This is a genomic window from Pseudoalteromonas sp. 2CM36K, from assembly GCF_023161865.1.
GTDB lineage: Bacteria > Pseudomonadota > Gammaproteobacteria > Enterobacterales > Alteromonadaceae > Pseudoalteromonas > Pseudoalteromonas tetraodonis.
Map to the genome: position 1 here is coordinate 22,570 of NZ_JALNTK010000020.1, position 20,772 is coordinate 43,341.

At 40.4% G+C, this 20,772-nt stretch carries 18 protein-coding genes and 2 tRNA genes; 9 read left to right on the plus strand and 11 right to left on the minus strand.

The annotated features are described in order from the left end of the window. The first annotated feature begins 1 nt into the window (after position 1). From prpC to prpF, 3 genes are all read left to right on the plus strand, one after another. Positions 2-1,129 (plus strand): 2-methylcitrate synthase, encoded by a 1,128-nt coding sequence (prpC, locus tag MTN97_RS13090; RefSeq protein ID WP_248474572.1) that lies wholly within the window; start codon positions 2-4, stop codon positions 1,127-1,129. Between the two features lie 113 nt (positions 1,130-1,242). After that, positions 1,243-3,852, plus strand: coding sequence for a Fe/S-dependent 2-methylisocitrate dehydratase AcnD (acnD, locus tag MTN97_RS13095; RefSeq protein ID WP_248474573.1), 2,610 nt, complete (start codon positions 1,243-1,245; stop codon positions 3,850-3,852). Positions 3,853-3,865: 13 nt separating this feature from the next. Continuing rightward, positions 3,866-5,038 carry a 2-methylaconitate cis-trans isomerase PrpF gene (gene prpF, locus MTN97_RS13100; RefSeq protein ID WP_248474574.1) on the plus strand — a complete coding sequence of 391 codons (1,173 nt, stop codon included), beginning with the start codon at positions 3,866-3,868 and terminating at the stop codon, positions 5,036-5,038. Positions 5,039-5,111: 73 nt separating this feature from the next. On the opposite strand, the gene MTN97_RS13105 is transcribed toward prpF, so the two are convergent. Both MTN97_RS13105 and MTN97_RS13110 read right to left on the minus strand, forming a co-directional pair. Further along, positions 5,112-5,303: a hypothetical protein gene (locus MTN97_RS13105; protein ID WP_248474575.1), complete on the minus strand. Its 192-nt coding sequence runs from the start codon at positions 5,301-5,303 to the stop codon at positions 5,112-5,114. A 255-nt stretch (positions 5,304-5,558) separates the two neighbouring features. Then, on the minus strand, positions 5,559-5,879 hold the full coding sequence (locus tag MTN97_RS13110; RefSeq protein ID WP_248474576.1) for a hypothetical protein: 321 nt from the start codon (positions 5,877-5,879) through the stop codon (positions 5,559-5,561). 190 nt (positions 5,880-6,069) lie between these two features. Here MTN97_RS13110 and MTN97_RS13115 point away from each other — a divergent pair, with 190 nt between their 5' ends. After that, the gene (locus MTN97_RS13115) at positions 6,070-6,993 is read left to right on the plus strand and encodes a hypothetical protein (protein ID WP_248474577.1); all 924 of its coding nucleotides are present in this window, start codon (positions 6,070-6,072) and stop codon (positions 6,991-6,993) included. Positions 6,994-7,030: 37 nt separating this feature from the next. Here the strand turns inward: MTN97_RS13115 and MTN97_RS13120 are convergent, their stop codons facing one another. The 5 genes from MTN97_RS13120 to MTN97_RS13140 form a co-directional block, all read right to left on the minus strand. Continuing rightward, entirely contained in the window at positions 7,031-7,801 is a 771-nt protein-coding gene (locus MTN97_RS13120) for a transporter substrate-binding domain-containing protein (RefSeq protein ID WP_248474578.1), read from the minus strand. A 264-nt stretch (positions 7,802-8,065) separates the two neighbouring features. Then, positions 8,066-8,142: transfer RNA gene (locus MTN97_RS13125), tRNA-Val, on the minus strand. A gap of 26 nt (positions 8,143-8,168) precedes the next feature. Beyond that, a tRNA-Val gene (locus tag MTN97_RS13130) sits at positions 8,169-8,245 on the minus strand. A gap of 112 nt (positions 8,246-8,357) precedes the next feature. Then, entirely contained in the window at positions 8,358-9,407 is a 1,050-nt protein-coding gene (locus MTN97_RS13135) for a DUF3080 family protein (protein WP_248474579.1), read from the minus strand. Next, positions 9,385-10,740, minus strand: coding sequence for an MATE family efflux transporter (locus tag MTN97_RS13140; protein ID WP_248474580.1), 1,356 nt, complete (start codon positions 10,738-10,740; stop codon positions 9,385-9,387). Before MTN97_RS13140 ends, MTN97_RS13135 begins: the two co-directional genes overlap by 23 nt. A 192-nt stretch (positions 10,741-10,932) precedes the next feature. Between MTN97_RS13140 and MTN97_RS13145 the strand changes: the two genes are divergently transcribed. Continuing rightward, entirely contained in the window at positions 10,933-11,559 is a 627-nt protein-coding gene (locus MTN97_RS13145; RefSeq protein ID WP_036982911.1) for a riboflavin synthase, read from the plus strand. Here the strand turns inward: MTN97_RS13145 and MTN97_RS13150 are convergent. Together MTN97_RS13150 and MTN97_RS13155 are read right to left on the minus strand one after the other, a co-directional pair. Beyond that, on the minus strand, positions 11,556-11,759 hold the full coding sequence (locus MTN97_RS13150) for a CPXCG motif-containing cysteine-rich protein (protein WP_008464077.1): 204 nt from the start codon (positions 11,757-11,759) through the stop codon (positions 11,556-11,558). The two genes, MTN97_RS13145 and MTN97_RS13150, sit on opposite strands and share 4 nt — an antisense overlap. A 213-nt stretch (positions 11,760-11,972) precedes the next feature. Next, positions 11,973-12,842 carry a fructosamine kinase family protein gene (locus MTN97_RS13155; RefSeq protein ID WP_138564086.1) on the minus strand — a complete coding sequence of 290 codons (870 nt, stop codon included), beginning with the start codon at positions 12,840-12,842 and terminating at the stop codon, positions 11,973-11,975. 122 nt (positions 12,843-12,964) lie between these two features. Between MTN97_RS13155 and MTN97_RS13160 the strand changes: the two genes are divergently transcribed. After that, complete coding sequence (locus MTN97_RS13160; protein WP_248474581.1) at positions 12,965-13,657, plus strand: DUF445 domain-containing protein; 693 nt, start codon at positions 12,965-12,967, stop codon at positions 13,655-13,657. Positions 13,658-13,755: 98 nt separating this feature from the next. On the opposite strand, the gene MTN97_RS13165 is transcribed toward MTN97_RS13160, so the two are convergent. After that, entirely contained in the window at positions 13,756-14,145 is a 390-nt protein-coding gene (locus MTN97_RS13165) for a DUF3718 domain-containing protein (protein ID WP_248474582.1), read from the minus strand. A 416-nt stretch (positions 14,146-14,561) separates the two neighbouring features. On the opposite strand from MTN97_RS13165, the gene MTN97_RS13170 reads away from it, so the two are divergent. The 3 genes from MTN97_RS13170 to MTN97_RS13180 all read left to right on the plus strand — a co-directional run bounded on the left by MTN97_RS13170 (position 14,562) and on the right by MTN97_RS13180 (position 18,084). Next, a complete protein-coding gene (locus tag MTN97_RS13170) occupies positions 14,562-15,347 on the plus strand; it encodes a hypothetical protein (protein ID WP_248474583.1) in 786 nt (261 codons plus the stop codon). Positions 15,348-15,447: 100 nt separating this feature from the next. Continuing rightward, positions 15,448-16,830 carry an amidohydrolase gene (locus MTN97_RS13175; protein ID WP_248474584.1) on the plus strand — a complete coding sequence of 461 codons (1,383 nt, stop codon included), beginning with the start codon at positions 15,448-15,450 and terminating at the stop codon, positions 16,828-16,830. Between the two features lie 12 nt (positions 16,831-16,842). Then, positions 16,843-18,084 carry an amidohydrolase family protein gene (locus tag MTN97_RS13180; RefSeq protein ID WP_013464749.1) on the plus strand — a complete coding sequence of 414 codons (1,242 nt, stop codon included), beginning with the start codon at positions 16,843-16,845 and terminating at the stop codon, positions 18,082-18,084. Positions 18,085-18,241: 157 nt separating this feature from the next. Here MTN97_RS13180 and MTN97_RS13185 read toward each other — a convergent pair whose 3' ends face one another. Further along, positions 18,242-20,464, minus strand: coding sequence for an NADP-dependent isocitrate dehydrogenase (locus MTN97_RS13185; RefSeq protein ID WP_248474585.1), 2,223 nt, complete (start codon positions 20,462-20,464; stop codon positions 18,242-18,244). Between the last annotated feature and the right edge of the window lie 308 nt (positions 20,465-20,772).

Genomic DNA, 20,772 nt, shown 5'->3' on the forward strand with positions numbered 1-20,772 from the left:
CATGGTAGATAAAGCATTAGGTGGCGCAGGCTTACGTGGCCAAGTAGCAGGACAAACCGCATTATGTACAGTAGGACAAACAGGCTCAGGTTTAACTTACTGTGGTTACGACATTAGCGAATTGGCTGAAAAAGCGCAGTTTGAAGAAGTGTCGTTTTTACTTTCACGCGGCGAGCTACCAACATCAAGCGAACTGGCAGAGTACAAAGCTAAACTTAAAAGTTTACGCGGTTTACCAGAGGCACTAAAAACAGTGCTTGAGAACATCCCTAAAGACGCGCACCCAATGGATGTTATGCGTACCGGTTGCTCTATGCTAGGTAACCTTGAAATGGAAAATGACTTTAGCGAAGCAAACGATGCCATTGACCGTATGGTGGCAATTTTCCCAAGTATTATTTGTTACTGGTATCGCTTTACTCATGACGGTGTTCGTATTGAAACACAAACTGATGATGACTCAGTTGGTGCACACTTTTTAACGCTATTACACGATAAAGCGCCAAGTGAATTATTTGCACAAGTAATGAATGTATCACTAATTTTGTACGCAGAGCATGAATTTAATGCCTCTACCTTTACCGGTCGCGTGTGTGCATCAACGCTTTCTGATATTCACTCATGTGTAACTGGTGCAATTGGTACCTTACGTGGTCCACTGCATGGTGGTGCCAACGAAGCCGCCATGGATATGATTGAAGGCTTTACCAGCGCCGATCAAGCAGAAGATGCACTGGTGGGAATGCTTGAGCGTAAAGATAAAATTATGGGCTTTGGCCACGCTATTTACCGCGAGTCAGATCCACGTAATGTTATTATTAAAAAATGGTCTGAAAAATTAGCCGCAGAAGTGGGTGATGAGGTGCTTTACCCAGTATCAGTTCGCTGTGAAGAAGTTATGTGGCGTGAGAAGAAGTTATTCTGTAATGCTGACTTTTTCCATGCATCGGCATACCACTTTATGGGTATTCCTACCAAGTTATTTACGCCTATCTTTGTAATGAGCCGTGTAACTGGTTGGACAGCGCACGTAAAAGAGCAACGTGCAAATAACCGTATTATTCGCCCAAGTGCTGATTACACCGGGCCAGATGCGCGTAGCTACACGCCAATTGAATCAAGAGGCTAATTAGTTAGCGTTTAAGGTGAGCCTAGCTCACCTTTTATTGTTTATAGCGCTGATGATTACTCATTATAGCGCTTTAGCGTACTCTCCTCCGTCACCAAATTAGCGAATTTATTATGACCATTATTAATAACACCCAATACCGTAAGCCTTTACCGGGTTCAAATGTTGATTACTACGATACCCAAGCCGCCGTCGATGCCATTAAACCTGGCGCATACGCTACACTACCTTACAGTTCGCGTGTATTTGCCGAAAACTTAGTGCGTCGCTGTGAGCCCGAAATGCTAACCGATGCACTGAGCCAAATAATTGAGCGTAAACAAGACTTAGACTTTCCGTGGTATCCGGCACGTGTTGTATGTCACGATATTTTAGGGCAAACCGCACTGGTTGATTTAGCGGGCCTGCGTGATGCTATTGCTGCAAAAGGCGGCGATCCTGCAAAAGTAAATCCGGTTGTACCGACTCAACTGATTGTTGACCACTCATTAGCTGTTGAGCACGCAGGTTTTGATCCCGATGCATTTGAAAAAAACCGCGCCATTGAAGATAGACGCAACGATGACCGTTTTCATTTTATAAACTGGACCAAAACCGCGTTTAAAAATATTGATGTGATCCCACCGGGAAATGGCATCATGCATCAAATTAACCTTGAAAAAATGTCGCCGGTGATTCAAAACCGCGATGGCATTGCATTCCCAGATACCTTAGTAGGTACCGACAGCCATACCCCACATGTTGATGCTTTAGGTGTTATTGCTGTTGGCGTAGGTGGCCTTGAAGCCGAAAGCGTAATGCTTGGGCGCGCATCATATATTCGTTTACCCGATATTGTGGGCGTGGAGCTTACCGGTAAACGCCAACCCGGCATTACTGCAACCGATATTGTATTGGCTATTACCGAATTTTTACGCGAGCAACGTGTGGTATCGACTTACCTTGAGTTCTACGGTGAAGGGGCTGATGCACTAACCCTGGGTGATAGAGCCACCATTTCGAACATGACCCCAGAATTTGGCGCCACCGCGGCTATGTTCTACATTGACGATAAAACCATTGATTACTTGCGTTTAACAGGCCGTGATGAAGAGCAAATTGCCCTAGTAGAAAACTACGCTAAAACAGCGGGTTTATGGAGCGATAGCTTAAAAACTGCTCAATATGATCGTGTGCTTAAATTTGACCTATCAAGTGTAAGGCGCAACATTGCAGGCCCTTCAAATCCGCATCGTCGTGTATCTACCAGCGATTTAGCAGCGCAAGGTATTTCGGGTGTTGTTGAGAACGAAGAAGGCTTAATGCCAGATGGCGCCTGTATTATCGCCGCGATTACCAGCTGTACTAATACCAGTAACCCACGCAATGTAATTGCTGCAGGTTTATTGGCGCGTAACGCCAATGCAAAAGGTTTAATGCGTAAACCTTGGGTTAAAACCTCATTGGCACCGGGCTCTAAAGCAGTGCAATCGTATCTTGAGGATGCAAAATTATTACCAGAGCTAGAGCAACTTGGTTTTGGTATTGTTGGTTTTGCCTGTACTACCTGTAACGGCATGAGTGGTGCACTAGACCCTAAAATTCAACAAGAAGTGATTGATCGCGATTTATATGCAACAGCAGTGCTTTCGGGCAATCGTAACTTTGATGGTCGTATTCATCCGTATGCTAAGCAAGCGTTTTTAGCATCACCACCGCTTGTGGTTGCTTATGCAATTGCCGGTACCATTCGTTTTGATATAGAAAAAGACATCCTCGGTAAAGATCAACAAGGTAACGATGTAACCTTAAAAGATTTATGGCCATCTGATGAAGAAATAGATGCGGTTATCAAGCAAAGCGTAAAACCTGAGCAGTTTAGAAAAGTATACGAGCCAATGTTTAACTTAACCGTTGATTACGGCGAAGATAACGACCCACTTTACGATTGGCGTCCAGAAAGTACCTATATTCGCCGCCCTCCTTATTGGGAAGGGGCACTAGCAGGTGAACGCAGCATGAGTGGTATGCGCGCATTAGCAGTGCTTGGCGATAACATTACAACCGATCATTTATCACCCTCTAATGCGATTATGGCAAGCAGCGCGGCAGGTGAATACTTAACTAAAATGAACGTGCCAGAAGAAGACTTTAACTCGTATGCAACGCACCGAGGCGATCACTTAACTGCGCAGCGCGCCACGTTTGCAAACCCTAAACTATTGAACGAAATGGTATTGGATGAAAACGGCGAAGTGAAGCAAGGCTCATATGCACGCATAGAGCCAGAGGGTAAAAACACACGCATGTGGGAAGCCATCGAAACCTACATGCAGCGTAAACAGCCACTCATTATTGTGGCAGGCGCTGATTACGGCCAAGGCTCGTCGCGCGATTGGGCGGCAAAAGGTGTAAGGCTTGCAGGTGTTCAGGTTATTGCAGCTGAAGGGTTTGAACGTATTCATCGTACTAATCTCATTGGTATGGGTGTGTTACCACTGGAATTTGCTGCAGGTACAACCCGCAAAACACTTAACCTAGATGGTAGCGAAAGCTATGATGTAAAAGGCGAACCAGCACCAGGAGCAACTTTAGAATTAGTGATCACTCGTAAAAATGGTGAAGTAGTCACTGTGCCAATGAAATGCCGACTAGATACGCAAGAAGAGCTTTCTATTTATGCGGCAGGCGGTGTATTGCAACGCTTTGCACAAGACTTTTTAGAAGCAACGCAAGCATCATAAGGATATAAAAAAGATGTTTAAACCACAAATTAAAGTGCCAGCGACCTATATGCGCGGCGGCACCAGTAAAGGCGTGTTTTTTAATTTAACTGATTTACCTGAGCCTGCCCAAGTGGCAGGCGAGGCGCGCGATAACTTATTACTGCGCGTTATTGGTAGCCCAGATGCGTACGGTAAACAAACCGACGGTATGGGTGGCGCAACCTCAAGTACCAGTAAAACGGTTATTTTGAGTAAGAGTGAACAGCCCGAACACGATGTTGATTATTTATTTGGTCAAGTTGCTATCGATAAACCATTCGTTGATTGGAGTGGTAACTGCGGCAATTTAACCTCTGCTGTGGGCGCATTTGCCATCAGCAATGGTTTAGTTGATAAAAGCAGAGTGCCTGATAATGGCATTGCTATTGTGCGTGTATGGCAGGCTAACATTAAAAAAAGCATTTTAGTGCATGTACCTATGGCTAACGCTCAAGTACAAGAAACCGGTGACTTTGAGTTAGATGGTGTTACCTTTCCTGCCGCTGAAGTAAAGCTGGAATTTATTGACCCTGCTGATGGTGATGGCGCGTTATTCCCAACAGGTAATGTGGTGGATGACTTAGAAGTGCCAGGCGTGGGGACATTAAAAGCAACCATGATCAACGCAGGTATTCCGACTATTTTTGTAAATGCCAGCGATATTGGTTATTCCGGTACTGAGCTGCAAGATGATATTAATAGCGATAATGCGGCGTTAACTATGCTTGAAAGCATTCGTGCCCATGGCGCAGTAAAAATGGGCTTAATTAAGAATATTAATGAAGCGCAAGCACGCCAACATACGCCTAAAGTGGCTTTTGTTGCTCCAGCAAAAGACTACACAGCCTCAAGTGGTAAGCAGGTTAATGCCAGCGATATAGGTTTGTTAGTACGTGCAATGTCAATGGGTAAGTTACACCATGCGATGATGGGCACAGCCGCCGTGGCTATTGGCACAGCAGCCGCAATTGACGGAACATTAGTTAATTTGGCCGCTGGTGGCGGTGCTATTAACGAGGTTAATTTTGGTCATCCATCGGGCACACTTAAAGTAGGTGCCGAGGCGGTTGTTACAAATGGCCAATGGCAAGTGACTAAAGCGAGTATGAGCCGCAGCGCACGTGTATTAATGGAAGGCTGGGTAAGAGCGCCATTTGATTTTTAAACATTATATAATAGCTGATGGCTATGAGAGCATCAGCTTTATAGTTACCATGGAGTTTAAAATAAATCGTTAATTATCCAAGGTTATAACACTGCTGTTTTTTATTTTTTATAAAGCCTTCAAATTCATTATTTGCACGCATAATCGCTATTTCTGCGTTGATATCATCTAAGATAAATTGCCAATTAGGCGTACTTTTACTGATTTCATAACACAGGGCTTTGTATTCTATGCTTGGCGTTAATGCAACTTGCGCACTAAGCATCCTCTTTTTTCTCTAGCTGATAATAGTGATTTATAAATACTGGCTTTTAGCACTTCTAAGTCGGCAACAATAAGCTCAACCCGACCATTTAAAAGCAAATGAATAAGCTGATACTCACTGTTAGCAACGATGGTTTTTATTTCGCCTTGTTCAATAAGTTCATCTAATTATTTACTATTTGTATATGAGCGTACCACCCCCATAACCCTGTTTTTTTACAGACTCAATACTGCCATCGTAATCTATGCTGTGATCTTAAAGTGCTACAAATGATAAGTCGCCACTTGGAATGGGCTCAGATAACGCCAATAACTGATTACGTGTTTTGGTTAAAGTGTTTTCTGACATTACATCGTCACTAATAAAATACTCAGGAAATAAAATATCAGCTTTACCTAATTCAGCTTCACGCACGGCACGCGTCCAAGGGTAAAACTCTATATGTACACCATAGCCGCTTTTGTATTTCTTTCCGGAAAGCGTGATGTTTTTATTGTCGACCGTATAGGTTACTGGCGAAGGTTGTGCGTAAGTGAAAAATGATAGCACTAAGGCAGCGATTAAAAATATTCTCATGAGGGTAATGCATTTTATCTTTAATTTTAAGTTTAGTGCGTTATTTGGAATAAACAACTTAAATAGTGAGGTTCTTCTAGAACAATTAAATATAGCCTTAAAAAGCGATAGCTATTAACATGCAAAGGTAAGTAATTTCACTTTAAAACGACATAACAACTAAAAGTCTTTTTTACTAGAGGGAATTTTTATGGCTAACAAGCCAATAAGTGAAGACAATCCATTTGCTAATTTATCTGATGTACAGTGTGAGCAGATCCAAAATTGGTACCAAAAGCATATTTCTTCAACTTTACATTCTTTACTTAAAGGCAGTAAGTCTGGGCAAGTTATTGAGAGTAAGTTAGAAAGTACTTTAAATAAAGCATTCTCTCAGAGCAAACAGCTTACTACTTATGCTATTGAGGGGAATTCGAGTATTAAATTAAAAAATGCCAGTGTTATGGCTGAGCTTAATGATACCCGTGATTTGTTTTATGGCGCGCAAGTTAAAATAAATATACTAGAGCAAAAAATAACAACCAGTGCTCAAGAAATACAATTATTAGAGACAGAAAAAAGCGAGCTGCAATTAGAAGTACGTAGCTTAAAGCAACGTTTAAATCACGTACTTTCAAAGCTAGAATCGCAAGGAGTCTCATTCCAAAAAAGCCATTATGTAGGACGTATATTAGTCCAGGCTTTGCGAGCAAGTTTTGAAAATTGGCAGCAAACTCCACAAGGAGAGCCCTTTAAAAATCATGATTTTTACAAGCTTTTCCCGCGTGTTTTGTACTCAAGCTTATTAAAGGAAATAGAAAAACTGCTAGGGGAGCAAGATTATAATCAAATCGAGCGTTCACTTAGTGATTTTGTGTTTAAGCAAAAGGGCTCGCCTGTAGAAAATTGGCCAGATGAAGACCCGATTTACGAGACGCGATTAATTAACCAAAAGCAGTCAGAGCTGTTAATAAAATTACATAGCCAACACCTGCAACGAAAAAACTTTACGTCCTATTTAGAAAAACGCCTTTCTAGTACTGGCTTTACCCATAAACACAGTGATTTATTGATGACTTTAGTTGAGTTTGCGACACACGATGAAAATAGCAAATTTTCTAGTTATTGCCATTAAATGATAAGCAAAGCTGATGGGTAGAAAATAAGCGCTACTAAAGATTATGTTGTAAGCCAAGCTGCTCTAATCTAGTTGCAAAAGTATTTTGTGAGAGTGCTTTTTTTACTAATTTATAAAGCGTGTTTATACCAAGTTGCTGTGTTGGACGAATTAATAACTGGTTTTTATACGTTTGCGCGACGCGTTCAGATATAAGCAGCTTTTTTTTACTTTCTGGGTATTTATTGAGGTATTGATTTAAGTAAGAACGGGTAACAATTGCCATATCGCTGCGTTTTTTTAATACTAATTCAATACTTTTTTTATGACTGCTCAGTAACGTCATTTTATATTCGTTTTCAAGTATTGATGGATTGTTTTCAAAGTTTGCTAACTGATAATGATAGCCTAAAATCCCAATGAGGGTTTTATCGTCTAAGTTATCAAACCAAGCTTGTGACTTTGCAAATTGCTTTAAAGCAATAAATACTTCGCTGTCTGTTGCTATTACAGGGGAGTTACTGATTATATGGTTGCCTTGCAGCCACCCCCAGTTTGGATCTTCAAAAAATACCGCATCGAACAAACCTTGCTGATAATCTTTAAAGCGCCGAATAGGTGTGGTGAGCACAAGCTCAAAATGATAGTTAGATTGTATTTTATTGAGTTCGCTAATTAGCTCTACGGTGAGACCTGAAGCACGGCCGTCAACAACCTCTATGTAGGGAGGAAATTCATAGCCACCCACTTTGACCAGAGTTTTAGCTTGCACTTGCCCAGCAAAAATAAATAGCAATAGTAATGTAATGAGTCCGGCAGACTTCACAGGTAAATCCTTTCCTAGAATACTTTCTGATATTTAATCTTATAAGATAGCCTACTTGTTAACATAGTATTAATTTTCAAGCAATAAATTCTGACTTTGCAACGTGATTAAATGGATGTTACCTGATATTTATTAAGGAAGTTTAGAGCGTGAGCGTTTTTTCTTGGTATGTTTTTTGATGTTGGGCGTTGCTTGATGGTGGTAGGTTACACAATGTCGGGTGGCGCGGCTTCGCCACTTAACCGACCTACGTTCTTTTTGAATTGGTACGACCGAGTGGATTCGAACCACCGACCTCTACCATGTCAAGGTAGCGCTCTAACCAGCTGAGCTACGGTCGTACAATTTTTTTAGGATTCTTAAATGTTGGTACGACTGAGTGGATTCGAACCACCGACCTCTACCATGTCAAGGTAGCGCTCTAACCAACTGAGCTACAGTCGTACTTCTGTATTTAAGAATTGTTAATTGCTTAACAACGGTCGCTAATATATAGCGTGATGAGTGGTGAATCAAGCATGTTTATGTTATTTGAGTTTATTTGCCGTTTTTTTATTCATATTGGACTGATTTCGCACGTTTTATAAAATTTTTGCCACCAGATAACATGCTCTTTTGCTGACGCTTTTAGCTGAGCAAGTAAGTTGTTAGAATTTGGGTCAAGTAGGGCATTTACCGCTTCGCTACTCACTGCTTGATTAAACCATAGCTGCATATAAAGCGGCTGCAATGTTTCTAAATACCCGCTCAGCTGTGCTTGATAAGGCTGTATTTGTTTTAAATAATATTTATTAAATATATTACTGACAATTTTAGCTTGCTGCTTGTTTTTACCTTTAGGGCAAATATTTTCTACTACTAATGAATTTACAAACTGGGTTGCTGTATGATTTAAGCTAATTTGTTCTCGCGCAGCTTGAATAAGCTGTTGGTCAAATTTGTATTTGTTGAGCGTTTCAAGCGCTGACAAAATATCATCGCTGTTTATTGCCATACTCCCTTTAGTTTCTATTTGGTGTTTAATGGTCGTTAGCTTTTTAAGCGCCTCAACCGTGTCACTAAACCCAGCCGGTTGGGTGCTGAGTTCTTGGCCAGTTAGCTGCCAAGTGCTGCTTAGTTCAGGTTCACTATATAAAACATTATTAAAATAATAAGTGAGTTGAGTTTGTTTTTGGTTTTTTGCCGCTGTAATTTTACTGTGAACGTTGCTTTGTTTATCTAAGGTGTTTAAACAGTTTTGCGCGCTTTGAATAAAATCTATTTGGTACTTCAATTGGCTAGCAGCGGTGGCGGTTTTGCCTAATTGATTATTATGCTCGCTTATCAGAACGTTAAGTTTACATTGGCTAATACCAGCTAGTTCAGTTATGCCAATTTTAATGGCAGGTTGCAACGCTTCAACTGGCTTTACTAAGGCTAATTGTTGCAGTGGCTTTGTGTGTGGCTCAGGCGTTTGTAAGGTATTATTCAAGCGAGACAAATAGGTTTTATTTGCCTCACTGGGCTGCTCTGAGCAGCCCAAAAGCACCATACAACATGCCGCCAATAACCAATTAACCGGCAGTTTGGTATAGATTGATTGTTTAAGTGAGAATAAATGGTTCACGTTTAAATCGCCTATGAACGGTCAGCATCAGTAGTATAGCTGCAACTGATAAGCCAACGATAATGCCTATCCAAAAACCATGCGGGCCCATTGCTGGCACTATCATGTCTGTTCTTGCTAATACGTAGCCTAAACTAAAGCCGATTAACCAATAAGAAATAAAAGTAATATACGAAATCGGCGCTGTGTGTTTTAAACCACGTAAAATACCGTTTGCAGCTACTTGTAATGCATCAGGAAGTTGGTAAATACAGGCTAAAATCATAATTGATGAAGCAAGCGCAAGTACCGCAGGGCTATCGCTATATAATTGGCTAATCACATCACGCCCTATAAATGTAATAAAAGCGATAAACAACGCAACCATAGCCGCCATAATATAACTTGTTGATACTGCAGCTTTTAATTGATCTAAATGATTCTGCCCAAATAAATTACCAATTCGTATGCTAATGGCAATTGAGAGGCTCAGAGGCATCATAAATAATAGTGCCGTAACACTGGCTGCAATTTGATGGCCAGACACAGCCACCGCACCCAAATGCGCAATAAACAAGGGAATACAGGCAAACAAGGTCACTTCAAAAAAAGTAGCGAGTGAAATAGGAATACCGAGTTTGGTAATAATACCAATGGTTTTAAAATTGGGTTTTTCAAAGCCAGTTAATAGGCCTTTGGCATCTATTTTTTTACTCAGCTGGCAATAAGTAACTTGCGCAATAGCCATTACAGTAAATACCAGTGCGGTGGCAATACCACAGCCAGCGCCCCCAAATGCGGGTAGACCAAAGAAGCCCTTAATAAAAATATAATTGAGTGGGATATTTACCGCAAGTCCGAGTAGGCTGATATAAAACGCAGGCTTGGTCATCCCCATGCCTTCGGTCATATTTCTATACACGGTAAAAATTAAAAAACCAAATACACCCCATTTAACAAAATGAATGTAATCAAAAGCAAGTCCCGCAATCGCCGGGCTAGTATCAAGCTGTAAAATAACGGTGTTGGCAAGCTGGGCAGCACAAAAACCTGCAATACTTAAAAGGAGCGTTAAATAAAGCGCTTGCTGAAAATAATGGCTAATGCCGTTGCGGTCTTTAGCACCCGCAAATTGAGCAATGACTCCCGTTAGGGCTAATAGAATACCTTGTATTGCTAATAGAATTGGGTTCCATATTCCTGTAGCAATTGAGAGGGCGGCAAGATCGGTAGGGCTCACTTGTCCGGCCATAATGGTATCAACCACTGACATTAATACTAAGGTCACTTGTGCTAAAAAAACGGGAAAGGCGAGGTAAAGTAAACGTTTAGCTTCCCAACTACAAAAAGTCATAAAAAACAGCTATTCAGAAAAACATGGGCGCATTGTAATCTATTGTGATTGCTCTATCTATGTAGACAATCAGCGAATCTATTTAATTGCTGCATAAGCTTACTTTTGTTGCGAATAAAAGTGCTCTTAAGTGAATTATTTTAGCGATTGATACGTTAAACTAGCACTTTGTTAGAAAGAGAAGCGATTTTTATGTTTACCGGTATTATTCAAACTCAAGCAAAAGTAGTCTCTAGAACCCATACGCAGGGTGTATTACGTTTAGTCGTTTCTGTTAATGAGCAATACGTAAAGCATTTAGACTTAGGTGCTAGCATCGCTATAAATGGTTGCTGCTTAACGGTAGTTAAAGTAGAGCTTAGTAATCAAGATGTAGTGGCTCAAGTGCATTTTGATGTTATTGACGAAACTTTGCAGCTTACTAACCTTGGACAACTGGAATTGGGTAGTTTAGTCAATTACGAGCGTTCTGTGTCGTTTGGTACTGAGCTGGGTGGGCACATAGTCTCTGGTCATATTCATTGTACTGCCAAAATAGTGCAAATAGTTAAATTAGAAAATAACTATAAAATACAGCTCAGCCTGCCACAAAAATGGCAAAAATATGTGTTATACAAAGGGTTTGTATCTATTAATGGCGCCAGTTTAACGGTTGGCAATATTGATGAGCATGGCTTTTGGCTGCATTTAATACCAGAAACACTCGATATTACTAATTTAGGTGCAGCCGTTGTAGGTGATGAGTTTAATATAGAAGTTGATCAGCAAACATACACTATTATAAACACCGTCGAAAACTACATGCGCCAACATAGCTAAAATATTTGTTCGTCATCGCTGTCCACGTGTAACTCTAATTTATTACGTGCATAGTCTATATGCATATTTAAATGAATTAGATTACAGCAAGCACTGCATTCTTCATAGTAGTCTTGGTCGCCCATACTGGCATCAAGGTCTAAATGAATATGGTGTCCACAATGTGGGCAGGCGATACGTTGTGATAAAAAGTCTTTCATAACACCTCCTTAAAAATTAAGTTATTTTACCTAGATAGCACATAACGGCTTAATACTAAGTAGCTTGAACTCTAACTAAATGATTTACTCATATTGAGCTATCAACAGTGACTTATTACAAGTAAATTTAATGCAATTAGCGTTAAAAATAACGCTCGAATAGATTTATTTTTTAGAGTTCAAGTATAAGTATAGTGCTTATATTTTGTTTACTCATTTATTTAAGTTTAGTAGTTTTTCAACGTGTTCTTTAGCCTGATTTAAGTAATGGCCTGCATAAATATTGGCATGGTTTAAAATAGGGTAAAGCTGATAAATAAGCTTGCGATGTTGGTAGTTCTGAGAGAGTGGATAATGGTGATCATAGGCGTTATAAAATTCATCGGGTAATGGGGCAAAAAGTTCACTCATAGCTATATCGACCTCCCGATCACCGTAATAGCAGGCAGGGTCAAATAGGGTCGGAATATTATTTACAAATCCCATGTTTCCGCGCCAAAAGTCGCCATGTAATAACGAGGGCAAAACATGATGATTATGCAGTTGCTCTTTTACTAAATTTATCAGTTGTTCGGGGTCTGCCAGCACAATGTCTTTTTCAGCTAATAGCTGTAATTGCCAACCAATACGTTCTTCTGCAAAAAATACATCCCATTTTTTATGCCATTGATTTGGTTGAGGCGTAGAGCTTAAATAATTGTCTGTATCAAAACCAAACATCGCTTGCTCGTGTTTTTGATGTAACATGGCAAGGTGTTCACCCATCGTTGACCAATGCATGTGGGGAAGGTCATCAAGTGTAAGCCACTCTAATACAATAAACGCATATTCTATATTGGCGCCAGTTGTAATGCAGTCGGGCACCATAAATATACTGTTTTGAGTGAGTTGTTTTAAGCCCTGTGCTTGTGCTTCAAAGCGATCGAGCTCATTTTTTTGCGCAATTTTAACTAAATAATTGTGCTTGCCATCACTTATATGGAAAAGCATATCGGTTGATGTGTTTTGCAACTGACGTTTATGGGTGTGTTTAAAATCGTAATGGATAGCTTGGCTGATCTGTTGATTGATTGTTTTCCACATAACAATTGCTCACCTTTTAAACCTATAAATAAACTATGGCAAAAAGGGATTAAATAAACAAATTAATCGGTGTAAAATTAAGACTATCAATTTCTGATACAAATCACTGAAATGGAATAAAAATGAATAAAAGTTTTATCACTAACTTATTGGCAGCGTGTTGTGTTGTTATTGGTTTTGTATTTGATCAAGCCATTGTACTTTCGGTGGGCTTATTTGCACTCTCTGGTGCGGTTACAAACTTACTCGCTATTCATATGCTATTTGAAAAAGTCCCGTTTTTATATGGATCGGGGGTGATTGCGCTCAAGTTTGAAAGCTTTAAAGTAGCTATAAGAAATTTAATACTTACGGAGTTCTTTTCTGAGCATAAAATAGACAAGCTTCTAAGCAAGGCGCAGCCAACGATAGACTTTGAATCGGTAATTGAAAAGGTAGATTTAAATCCCGCTTTCGATAATTTGTTAGTGGTGATAGAGCAATCACAATTTGGCAGCATGCTGGCAATGTTTGGCGGTACAGAGGCGGTAGAGCCAATGCGAGAAAAATTTATCGAAAAAATGCAATTATCGCTGGTGCAAATAAGCGACACCGACGATTTTAAAACGCTATTAAGGGACATGTTAACCCAAGGTAATAACGCGGAAAGTTTGCATAATACGGTGCTTAAGTTAGTGGATGAACGCTTAGATGAACTCACCCCTAAAATGGTAAAAGAAATAATTCAAACCATGATCCGCGAACATTTAGGCTGGCTCGTTGTGTGGGGTGGGGTATTTGGTGGTTTGTTTGGCTTGTTGGCAGCGCTTATTTAATAATAAATACACGTTAAGCAGGTACTAAGCCCTGCTTAACGTGTTTGATTCGCGTAAATTGAACGTATTAAAAACCGATTTCCTAGTCATAATTTAGGTTATTTAGATCCCGCCATAATAACCACCATCGGTTTATTTACCTTTGCCAAATCCCTTATTGATGTGTTGGTGGTAGCCTCAATATTGAAAAAGCGTGCAGATTTGTCTAAATTATAAAGCGCTACAAAATCATTCACTGATAAATTATTGCAGCGTAATTTTTTGCCAATTACATGCTTGTTGGTATGGAGCTCTTTAATTGTTTTGTGCAGTGTCAGTTGTTTGTTAGATGCAACGGCCATGCAAACTTGTGTACCGGGTGATGAATCAGTGGCAACAAAAGTGGTTGCCATTAGAGGCGCTGTTAATGTTGCTGCGCCCAATAATACAGTTGAATATAGAGTTGCTTTGAAAGAAATCATAGTATTTGCCTCTTTGTTTATATGCAACTTAAGTATTGCTTAATGTAGCCGAAATCTTGTTAACTGAATGGGGTAAGCTGTAAGAAGATGTGTATATAAATCGTGCAATTTTGTAGGTGTATGAAAAGTTGTTCATAAGTAACCTGAACTATGGATAATAAATCTATCTCAAGCAGCTATTTTCAGCGCTAACTGCGTTGAATTTACTTGCAATAGGCCCGCTATTGACGCGAAAATTCGCCTTGTTTTCACTGTAAATTTCTGGCTGGAGAAAACAAACCAAATTATTAATATAATTCAATATGTTAGTAAATCTCTTAACCAGAGTTCAGGTTAAGTAATTTATTTTTGACACACTTTAGCGTTTTCATACTGAAATATTTTTTCAGACTGTTATTATCGCGCCCTAAATTTGTGGCATTTTATATTTTTGGAGCGCAATTGTGAATAAAACGTTAGCCAGTTACTACCAGCAAGCTTATGCGTGTGAGCAACAGCATTTTAACCAATGTTTTTATTGCGGCTGTGAGGCAACAGAGCGCGATCATTGCCCACCATTGCACATGTTACAAAGTATGATTGATTTAGGCGAAGAAGCAGATTTTGTTGCTATTGCGGCTTGTTATGAATGCCATGCATTACTTCATAATGAACGCTTAATGACCATTGATGAGCGTTTTAGTAAGCTTAAAAAGAAACTATCAAATAAATACGCAAAGCCCTTACGTGTGTACAACATGTGGGAAGAAAGCGAGCTTGGCGACATGAGCGATGAATTTGCGCACAGCATTAAAGCAGGCATGAAACTCGGTAAAGAAGCGGCTGAGCGACTCGCCTTTACAGGGTTTAGTTATGCCACTGAAGAAGCGCGCGTTACGGTGCGCAAAAAAACCAAAGAGTTTGATGTAGAAGGCACCGTATTTACCGACTTCAAAGAAGCGCTTAACTATTGCATTACTGTATTAAAAGTACAAAAAAGTGATTTTTATAAAATTTTAGTCGAGGATTATCAAGGCGATTTTAATAAGGCATTGAGCCAATACAGGCATCGTCATGATAAAGTCACCGCCGCAAAAGATGGTAATACATTAATTAAAGATTTTTCAAAATTACATAAGCAAAATTCGGATTTTGTAACCCGAACGGTTAAACACTTTATTAGTAAAGATCCATCGCTCACCACAGAAGGGGCACTGGATAAGCTTTATAACAATTATATAAAAAAATAATTACAGAAACTCACCTTAAATAACCGCCTTTTCACCTGTTTTTTTAGCTTTATGCGTTTGCTTTCGCTAAAGTAGTAAAAAAACAGGAGAACCTAAAAACATGCAAAAATTTGCTCCCTCATTGTTAGCTGTTAGTTTAGCAGCGGCTCTTGTTGGTTGCCAAGAAAGCGGCCCGCAAGATGCAAAAGTAACCATTAATAAAAACCCATACCCAAGTACTTATCAACCCGTTGCTACATCAAGCACATTAATTACCAATGCCACTGTATTAACAGGCACGGGTGAGCGTTTAGATGAAGCCGATGTATTACTTGTTGATGGTAAAGTACAGCAAGTTGGTAAAGATTTAACCGCTAACGCAGACACCACTATAGATGCGCAAGGCAAATGGGTAACACCAGGTATTATTGATGTTCACTCTCATTTAGGTGCTTATCCAAATCCGTCGGTTGAGTCTCACCAAGATGGCAACGAAATGACTAGCCCAAATACAGCAGAAGTATGGGTTGAGCATTCAATTTGGCCACAAGATCCAGGCTTTAATCGCGCACGTGAAGGCGGTATTACCTCGTTACAAATTTTACCAGGTTCAGCTAATTTATTTGGTGGACGTGGCGTTACCCTTAAAAATGTACCGGCTCACACCATGCAAGGGATGAAGTTTCCTGATGCACCATACGGTTTAAAAATGGCGTGTGGTGAAAACCCTAAACGCGTTTATGGCCGTAAAGGTGAATTACCGATGACACGTATGGGTAATATGGCAGGCTATCGCACAGCTTGGATTGGGGCGCAAGAGTACAAGCGTGCTTGGGACAAATACGATGCTGATTACGCTGCGGGTAAAAACCCAGAAGCTCCACACCGCGATATTAAATACGATACCCTACGTGGTGTTTTAGAAGGTGAGGTTCGTATTCACAATCACTGTTATAAAGCTGAAGAAATGGCGATGATGATCGACCTTTCTAAAGAGTTTAATTATCACGCGGGTACATTCCATCACGGTATTGAAGCCTATAAAATCGCAGATTTACTGGCTGAAAATGGCTCGTGTGCAGCACTTTGGCCAGACTGGTGGGGCTTTAAAATGGAAGCCTACGATATGGTACAAGAGAACGTAGCGATTGTTGATGCAGTTAAAAACTCATGTGCCGTTGTGCACTCAGATTCTGACACGACGATTCAACGCTTAAACCAAGAAGCCGCTAAAGTAATGTACAGTGCAAACCAAAATGGGTTTGATATTTCTGAGCAGCATGCAATTAAGTGGATCACGGCTAATGCCGCTAAATCACTCGGCATTGAAGATAAAACAGGCTCACTTGAAGCGGGTAAACAAGCTGATGTGGTTATTTGGAATCAAAGCCCATTTAGCGTTTACGCAAAAGCTGAGCAAGTGTTTGTTGATGGCGCAAAAGTTTACGATAGAAACGATAGTGCATACCAAGCACAAAGTGATTTTATGTTAGGTCAACAATAAGGAGCACCCAGAATGAAAAAATTATCACGTTCGTTTTCGCTTTCTCTGGTTGCTGCAGGGTTACTAGCATCGGGTGCGGTGAGCGCTCAATCTCTTGCTATAATTAACGCAACACTGCATACATCCTCAGATCAAGGCGTATTAGAGTCTGCCAGCATTGTAATGAATGATGGCAAAATCACTGCAATTAATCCTAGCGATGTTAAAGCAGATAAAATTATTGATGCCAAAGGTCAAATCGTGACCCCTGGTTTTATTGCCACTGTAAATCAACTTGGTTTAGTTGAAGTAGGTGCGGTTGCAGGCTCTCGCGATGCGGGAGAAGAAAAAGCAGGTATTGATTTTGATGCAAGCTTGGCATTTAACCCTCGTTCAAGCCTAATCCCTTATGCACGTAAAGGCGGTGTTACTCGCGATTTGATCACCCCGTACGGCGGTGACAGCATATTTGCAGGCCTTGCCAGTGTGGTGGATTTAAGCGGCAGCTTTGAAAGCGTAAACAAAAAGCAAGCGGCATTAGTGGTTCATTTGGGTGAGCGAAGCAAAGGCTCTCGTGCATTTACATTGCAAACACTGATCAATAAGTTAGATGAGCACCAAACTAAAGCAAGCAAAGAAGCTAAAAAAGACGATGCTAAGCCAAGTGCTGAAGATAAAATAATGGCTAAAGTACTAAAAGGCGATATGCCATTACTAATTAGTGTGTCGCGTGCATCGGATATTGTTGAACTTATAAAAGTGAAACAGCAGTTTGGGGTAAATATTGTTCTTAATGGTGCGCAAGATGCCGTTGTAGTTAAAGATCGTATCGCAAAAGCGGGTATTCCTGTGATCATCAGTGCAATGGATAACTTACCAGGCAGTTTTGATTCATTACATGCAAGCCTAAATAATGCCGGCATACTAGAAAAAGCAGGTGTTAAAGTACTTTTAACTGTGGGTGGCGATGCCAGTCATAATGTTTACCAGCTCCGCTATGATGCCGGTAATGCAGTGTCTTATGGTATGAGCCAGCAAGGCGCATTAAAAGCGATGACTTCAAATGTGGCTGATGTATTTGGTATTAATGCGGGTAGCTTAGAAGTGGGTAAAGCCGCTGATGTTGTAATGTGGAGTAATGACCCGTTTGAGCTGAGCAGCCACGTAAATAAAATGTTTATTAATGGGGTTGAGGTAAGTACTGAATCTCGCCAAGATAAACTGCGTGAGCGCTATACAACAGAATCAAACATGCCACGTGCATACACTAAATAAACTTGTTTAGTTGAATATTAAAGGCCGCATTAGCGGCCTTTTTTACGAATGCCTTTTACTTATACCAATCCGCAAAGTAAACCACTTAAATAAGCGAATTGGTATTAGGCACAAAAAAAGGCGCTCTTTGGAGCGCCTTTTCATTCATTTAATGGATTTATACCAGTTTAGATAAAATCTCGTTAAATGTTGTGCTTGGGCGCATTGCTTTAAAAGCTGCATCGTCATTTGGCTGGAAGTATCCGCCAATGTCCATTGCTGGGCCCTGTGCATCGTTTAGCTCGCTAACAATTTGCTCTTTGTTAGTTTCAAGGTCGCTAGCAATTTGCGTAAACTGCGCTTTAAGCTCGCTGTCATCATTTTGCTTAGCAAGTTCTTGTGCCCAGAATAAAGATAAGAAGAAATGAGAACCACGGTTATCAATCTCTTTTACTTTACGTGAAGGCGACTTGTTTTCAGCTAAGAATGTGCCGGTAGCTTTATCAAGCGTATCTGCAAGTACTTGTGCTTTTTTGTTACCTGTTGTTGTGCTTAGGTGCTCAAGTGAAGCAGCAAGTGCTAAGAATTCACCTAAAGAATCCCAACGTAAGTGGTTTTCTTTCTCAAATTGTTGAACGTGCTTAGGAGCAGAGCCACCCGCACCAGTTTCAAATAAACCACCGCCATTCATTAGTGGCACAATTGAAAGCATTTTAGCACTGGTACCCAACTCTAAAATTGGGAATAAATCTGTTAAGTAATCACGTAACACGTTACCTGTTACAGAAATTGTGTCTTTACCTTCTTTGATGCGTGCTAGTGAGAACAAGGTTGCATCCATTGGCGATAAAATTTGAATATCTAGGCCAGCAGTGTCGTGATCTGGCAGGTATTTATTTACTTTTTTGATTAGCTCAGCATCGTGTGCACGTTCTGCATCTAACCAGAAAATAGCCGGATTACCTGTCGCGCGAGCGCGGTTTACTGCAAGTTTAACCCAATCTTGAATAGGTGCATCTTTAACCTGACACATGCGCCAGATATCGCCTTTCTCAACACTGTGCTCAAGTAACGTATTACCGTTTGTGTCTACAACACGGATAGTACCGTCAGCTTTTGCTTCAAATGTTTTATCGTGTGAGCCGTACTCTTCTGCTTTTTGAGCCATAAGGCCAACGTTTGGTACGCTACCCATAGTCGTAGGATCAAATGCACCGTGCTCTTTACAAAAATCAATCGTTGCTTGGTAAACGCCAGAGTAACAACGATCTGGAATTACAAAGCTTGTGTCTTGTAATTTATCGTCTTTATTCCACATTTGACCGCTTGAACGAATTGCAGCAGGCATAGAGGCATCGATGATCACATCACTTGGTACATGTAAGTTTGTAATACCGCGATGAGAATCAACCATTGCGATAGCAGGGCGGTCAGCGTAAACAGCTTGAATGTCAGCTTCAATTTCTTCGCGCTTAGCGTCATCTAAAGTTTGAATTTTAGAGTACACATCGCCTAAACCGTTATTTACATCAACACCTAGCTCTTCAAAAAGTGCACCGTGTTTTGCAAAAACATCTTTGTAAAATACTTTTACAGCGTGACCAAAGATGATTGGATCAGATACTTTCATCATGGTCGCTTTCATATGAAGCGAAAATAACACGCCTTTTTCTTTAGCTGCATTAATTTCAGCTTCAAGGAATGCTTGTAATTTTGCAGCACTAATACGTGATGCATCAATAACTTCACCAGCAAGTAGCGGTGTGCTTTGCTTAAGTACAGTGATATCGCCATTAGCCGCTACGTGTTCAATACGAACATCTGTTACTTCATCAACAGTTAGTGACTGCTCTGAACCAAAGAAGTCACCTTCTTCCATGCTTGCAACATAAGACTGTGAATCTTTGCTCCATGCACCCATAGAATGTGGGTTATTACGTGCATATTCTTTTACTGAACTTGGTGCGCGACGGTCAGAGTTACCTTCACGAAGTACAGGGTTTACTGCACTGCCTTTAATTTTGTCATAGGCGGCTTGAATCGCTTTTTCTTCATCGTTTTTAGGTTCTACAGGGTATTCTGGAAGTGCATAACCTTTTCCTTGAAGCTCTTTAATTACAGCGCGAAGTTGTGGAACTGAGGCACTGATGTTTGGTAATTTAATGATGTTAGCTTCTGGTGTTTTTGCCATTTCGCCAAGTTCTGCAAGTGCATCACCAATGCGTTGTTCTTCTGTTAGGTAATCCGGGAAGCTCGCAATTACACGACCAGCGAGTGAGATGTCGCGTGTTTCAACTTCAACACCTGCCGCATTTGTGTACGCTTGGATAATTGGTAACAACGAATACGTTGCTAATGCCGGAGCTTCGTCCGTTTTTGTGTAGATAATTTTTGATGTCATCATCATTCCTAGATAGTAGGCCGCATTGGCCAAATTCAACAATGCAAAGATATCATCGCCTAATACCTTGTAAATAAAGCATTAATATATGCAATGAAAAGTCTGTTAGGTGTTGGTACTCGTATAACCTAAACAAGGTGAGAATAATCACACCTGACGGACTAGTGTCTCTTATAACTAAAATTTATGTAAATACAAATTAGCCATTAGGCTAAAGTAATTACGTTTTACAGGATAAAGAGTGTAACAAGCTTGGCTAAAAAGGGCTAGGATTACGCGCCAAACGCCAGTAGTTAAACATCTAACAG

Excerpts from the sequence above, each read along its gene's own strand:
- prpC (WP_248474572.1), top strand. The coding sequence starts at position 2 with ATGGTAGATAAAGCATTAGGTGGCGCAGGCTTACGTGGCCAAGTAGCA.
- acnD (WP_248474573.1), top strand. The coding sequence starts at position 1,243 with ATGACCATTATTAATAACACCCAATACCGTAAGCCTTTACCGGGTTCA.
- prpF (WP_248474574.1), top strand. The coding sequence starts at position 3,866 with ATGTTTAAACCACAAATTAAAGTGCCAGCGACCTATATGCGCGGCGGC.
- MTN97_RS13105 (WP_248474575.1), bottom strand. The coding sequence starts at position 5,303 with ATGCTTAGTGCGCAAGTTGCATTAACGCCAAGCATAGAATACAAAGCC.
- MTN97_RS13110 (WP_248474576.1), bottom strand. The coding sequence starts at position 5,879 with ATGAGAATATTTTTAATCGCTGCCTTAGTGCTATCATTTTTCACTTAC.
- MTN97_RS13115 (WP_248474577.1), top strand. The coding sequence starts at position 6,070 with ATGGCTAACAAGCCAATAAGTGAAGACAATCCATTTGCTAATTTATCT.
- MTN97_RS13140 (WP_248474580.1), bottom strand. The coding sequence starts at position 10,740 with ATGACTTTTTGTAGTTGGGAAGCTAAACGTTTACTTTACCTCGCCTTT.
- MTN97_RS13145 (WP_036982911.1), top strand. The coding sequence starts at position 10,933 with ATGTTTACCGGTATTATTCAAACTCAAGCAAAAGTAGTCTCTAGAACC.
- MTN97_RS13150 (WP_008464077.1), bottom strand. The coding sequence starts at position 11,759 with ATGAAAGACTTTTTATCACAACGTATCGCCTGCCCACATTGTGGACAC.
- MTN97_RS13155 (WP_138564086.1), bottom strand. The coding sequence starts at position 12,842 with ATGTGGAAAACAATCAATCAACAGATCAGCCAAGCTATCCATTACGAT.
- MTN97_RS13160 (WP_248474581.1), top strand. The coding sequence starts at position 12,965 with ATGAATAAAAGTTTTATCACTAACTTATTGGCAGCGTGTTGTGTTGTT.
- MTN97_RS13175 (WP_248474584.1), top strand. The coding sequence starts at position 15,448 with ATGCAAAAATTTGCTCCCTCATTGTTAGCTGTTAGTTTAGCAGCGGCT.
- MTN97_RS13180 (WP_013464749.1), top strand. The coding sequence starts at position 16,843 with ATGAAAAAATTATCACGTTCGTTTTCGCTTTCTCTGGTTGCTGCAGGG.
- MTN97_RS13185 (WP_248474585.1), bottom strand. The coding sequence starts at position 20,464 with ATGACATCAAAAATTATCTACACAAAAACGGACGAAGCTCCGGCATTA.